Source organism: Kineococcus indalonis, from assembly GCF_009906395.1.
Lineage (GTDB): Bacteria > Actinomycetota > Actinomycetes > Actinomycetales > Kineococcaceae > Kineococcus > Kineococcus indalonis.
Map to the genome: position 1 here is coordinate 1 of NZ_JAAALM010000394.1, position 3,804 is coordinate 3,804.

General features: G+C 75.3%; 5 protein-coding genes. 3 read left to right on the forward strand and 2 right to left on the reverse strand.

Features of this window, described 5'->3' with window-relative positions; genetic code table 11:
• The 3 genes from GTR00_RS23070 to GTR00_RS16295 form a co-directional block, all read left to right on the forward strand.
• Window positions 1–201: hypothetical protein (locus GTR00_RS23070; RefSeq protein ID WP_205705969.1), on the forward strand; the 201-nt coding region annotated here is incomplete at its 5' end.
• 139 nt (window positions 202–340) lie between these two features.
• Window positions 341–670 (forward strand): ArsR/SmtB family transcription factor, encoded by a 330-nt coding sequence (locus tag GTR00_RS16290; RefSeq protein WP_166612638.1) that lies wholly within the window; start codon window positions 341–343, stop codon window positions 668–670.
• Window positions 670–1,449, forward strand: a complete 780-nt coding sequence (locus tag GTR00_RS16295) for a cation transporter (protein ID WP_166612639.1) — start codon at window positions 670–672, stop codon at window positions 1,447–1,449. The genes GTR00_RS16290 and GTR00_RS16295 overlap by 1 nt, the downstream gene beginning before the upstream one ends.
• Before the next feature lie 146 nt (window positions 1,450–1,595).
• Here GTR00_RS16295 and GTR00_RS16300 read toward each other — a convergent pair whose 3' ends face one another.
• Window positions 1,596–2,480 (reverse strand): metal ABC transporter substrate-binding protein, encoded by an 885-nt coding sequence (locus GTR00_RS16300; protein WP_166612640.1) that lies wholly within the window; start codon window positions 2,478–2,480, stop codon window positions 1,596–1,598.
• Window positions 2,480–3,796: a zinc metallochaperone AztD gene (gene aztD, locus GTR00_RS16305; protein WP_166612641.1), complete on the reverse strand. Its 1,317-nt coding sequence runs from the start codon at window positions 3,794–3,796 to the stop codon at window positions 2,480–2,482. Before aztD ends, GTR00_RS16300 begins: the two co-directional genes overlap by 1 nt.
• Window positions 3,797–3,804 lie beyond the last annotated feature (8 nt).

Here is a 3,804-nt window from a genome sequence, read left to right on the forward strand (position 1 = left end):
GGCGGGGCTGCTGCGGTCGAGCCTAGTCGAGAAACATTCTCAACAGGAGGTTCGAGTGCCCCCGAGACCCCGCTGCCGCTGGCCGTCGACGGGGTCCTCAACGCCTCCTCGGTGTTCGTCGCGGTCAACTCCGCCCGCCTGGTCCGGTACCGGGTCCCCGCGCGGCGCGGGCCGGGCGGTGCGGCGCGAGCACCCCCGTGAGCCGGCCGGCGCTCCGCCCCTCGACGCCGCCCCCCCGGTCGGCACCGGCGCGGTGAGCGGTCCGGGGTGAGCGACGGACCCCGGCGAGCAGGTGCGACAGGATTCCCTGTATTCAGGGGAGCCTGTACTGTTCGGGGTCGTGGAGACGGTGACCCGTGCCGACGTGCTCGCTCGCTTCGGCTACGCCTTGTCCGACGCCACGCGCTGCCGGCTGCTGCTGGCCCTGCGGGAGGCCCCGTCCTACCCGGCGCACCTGGCGGAACTGCTGGGCGTCTCGCGCCAGCTCGTCTCCAACCACCTGGCGTGCCTGCGCGGGTGCGGGCTCGTGGTGGCGGTCCCCGAGGGCCGGCGCGTGCGCTACGAGCTGGCCGACGCCCGCCTGCACCACGCGCTGGGCGACCTGCTGAGCGTCGTGCTCGCCATCGACCCCGCGCACTGCCCGGCCGCGGGCGGCGAGGGGTGCTGCTGATGCCCTCCTCGCACCCCGCTCCTCGCGCGACGGTCGTTCCCCTCGCCTCGAACCCCGCCGCGGCCGGTCCGCGGCAGGACCGCGAGCGCGAGTCCCGACGAGCGGTGCTGGCGCGGCGCGTCCGCTGGTTCGTGGTCGCGACGATCACCTACAACGTCGTCGAGGCGGTGGTGGCCCTGGGCGCCGGCGCGGCCGCCTCGTCCACCGCCCTGATCGGTTTCGGGCTGGACTCCGTCATCGAGGTGTCCTCCGCCGCCGCGGTGGCGTGGCAGTTCTCCGCTCGTGACGCGGAGCTCCGCCAGGCGCGCGAGCACCGGGCCCTGCGGGTCATCGCCCTGTCCTTCCTCGCCCTGGCCGCCTACGTCGTCCTCGACTCGGTGCGGGCCCTGTCCAGTGACGGGCGGGCCGACAGCTCGCCGGTCGGGATCGTGCTGGCGGCGCTGAGCCTGGTGGTCATGCCCGCGCTGTCGACGGCGCAGCGCCGCGCCGGCCGCGAGCTGGGGTCGGCGACCGCGGTGGCCGATTCCCGGCAGACGCTGCTGTGCACGTACCTGTCGGCGGTGCTGCTGGTCGGGCTGGTCCTCAACGCGACCCTGGGCTGGTCCTGGGCCGACCCCGTCGCGGCGCTGGTCATCGCCGTCGTGGCGCTGCGCGAAGGGGTCCAGGCGTGGCGCGGGGAGGACTGCTGCTCCCCGGCTGCCGCCCTGGCGCCGGCCGACGACCCCGGGACCGGCGCGAGCGCCTGCGCGTGCGGTGACGACTGCTGCGCCTCCTCGTGATCCCTGGCGGGCGCTGGTCGACGGCGCGCGCTCGCGGGGCCGGCCGGGGACGTCCCCGCGGTGGGGCAGGCGTCCCCGGCCGGCGGGGTGCACCCAGTGGTGGTTCACGCGAGGTGGTTCACGCGAGGTGGTTCACGCGAGGTGGTTCACGCGCCGCAGTTCAGGCCCCCGGTGAGCGCCGCGAGGTTCTCCCGCATCAGCCCGGGGTAGTCCTGCTCCTGCGTGACGCGCTCGAGGGGGTGCAGCACCGAGGTCTGCACCCCCGTGTCCTGCGCGAGGGTCTCGGCCACGGCCGGGCTGGTGGCCGCTTCGAAGAACACGGTGCGCACGTCGCGCCCGCGCACGGTGTCCACGACCTCGCGCAGGCGCGCGGGGGAGGGGTCCACGTGCGGGTCGATGCCCTTGATGCCCAGCTGCTGCAGGCCGTAGCGCTGCGCCAGGTACCCGAAGGCCTCGTGCGCGGTGACCAGCGTGGCGCCGGCGCCGGCGCAGGGAGCCAGGGCGGTGGCGTACTCCCGGTCCAGCTCGGCCAGTTCCTGGCCGAGCTGCTCGGCGTTGGCGGCGTACTGCTGCGCGCCGGCGGCGTCCACCTCGGAGGCGGCCTCGGCCACCTGCTCGGCCAGCCGGGCCACGCGGGTCGGGTCCAGCCAGAAGTGCGGGTCGCCGTGCAGGTCGGCCAGCGGGGCGGCGTCCACCAGGTGGGCCGGCGCCTGCACCTCCAGGGCCTCGTCGACGGCCGGCTGCAGACCGGACAGGTGCACCACGAGGTCGGCCTCGCCGAGTTCGCCGACCTGCTGGGCGGACAGCTCCAGGTCGTGGCTGTCCGCCCCGGGCGGCACGAGGTTGTCCACCGCGCCCCGCCCGGCGGTGACGCGTTCGGCGACGTAGTGCAGCGGGTACGACGAAGCAGTCACCCGCAGGCCCCCGCCGGCCCCGCCGGCCCCGCCGTCGCCGGCCGCGCCGGTGCTGGCGCAGGCGGCGGTCGCCAGCAGCGCCGTCGCGGCGGTGAGCAGGCGCGAGGGGGCGTGCATCAGCCGTTCGTCCCCTCGTGCTCGTCCTCGTGCTCGTCCTCGTGCTCGTCCTCGTGCTCGTCCTCGTGCTCGTGCGCGTCGACCGAGGCGGTGACGCCCGTGAGCTCGTTGGGCTGCACGGTCAGCTCGGCGCTGCGCCAGACCTCGCCGGTGGCGATGTCCACGGCGTGCACGGAGTTCGTGGCCGGGTCGGAGACGTACGCCGAGCCGTCCATGGTGAAGACCTGCGGCTGCGGGGTCTGCCAGTCCTCGGCCACCTGCCAGGGGGCGATGACCGGGACCGAGCGCGTCACCGCGGCGGTGGCGGTGTCGACCACGTGCAGGGCGCCGTCGGTGCCCAGCACCACGGCCTCGCCGTTCTCCCCGCGCCCGATGGAGCGGTACCAGTACGAGGCGGGCAGCTGCACCAGGCGCAGCTGGCCGGTGGTGGTGTCGATGAGCGAGATCCTGCCGACGGCGTCGGTGGGGCTGTCCTGCTCGGCGCGGTAGTCACCCACGACGATCGGGGAGTCGTCCAGGCCCCACTGGTTGCCGATGCGGCCGTACTCGTCGGGGCTGTCGATCTTGGTGATCCGCCCGTCCTTCACCACGAGCACGCCGTCGGTGCAGCCGACCACGACGACCTCGTCGGCGGCGACGGTCTCGCCGTGCACGTTCGGGCACTCGGTGGAGGCGGCCACCTCGGTGCCCGAGGGGTCCAGCAGGCGGATCCCGTCGCGGGACTCCTCATCGCCCTCGGTGACGACCGTGGAGCCGTCGCTGAGTTCGACGGCGACGCCGTGGTGCGCCGAGGGGGTGGTCATCTCGCGGGTCTCGCGGTCGGGGTCCGCCACCTCGTCGCTGTCGAAGGAGACGACGCGCCCGGTGCCGTCGTCGAACAGGACGGTGCGGCCGGCGTGGTTGACGACGTGGCCGGCCTCCTCGGCCTGGAAGACGATGCCGGTGTCGCGCGGGGTGGTGGTGTAGAAGTGCGCGTGGTCGCCGTGCGGTTCCTCCCAGGCGCCGGCGTCGACGACGTGCCAGCCGCCGGCGGCCGTGACGAACACGTGCCTGCCGTCGCCGGCGGGGTTCACCCGGGCGAAGCCCTCGAAGGGCAGGTCGGCCAGGACCTCCAGGGAGTTCGCGTCCAGGACCTGCACGCCGCCGTCGTGGGTCAGGGCCAGGCGCGGCTGGCTGGCGGCGACCTCGGTGGCCGGCGCGGAGGTCCGCGAGGCCGGGCTGCCGGGGCTCTGCGACGCGGCCGGGGCGGCGGCGTCGCCGCCGCTGGAGCAGGCGGTCAGGGCCACCAGGCACGCGGCGGACAGCGTGGCGGTCAGGGCGGGGG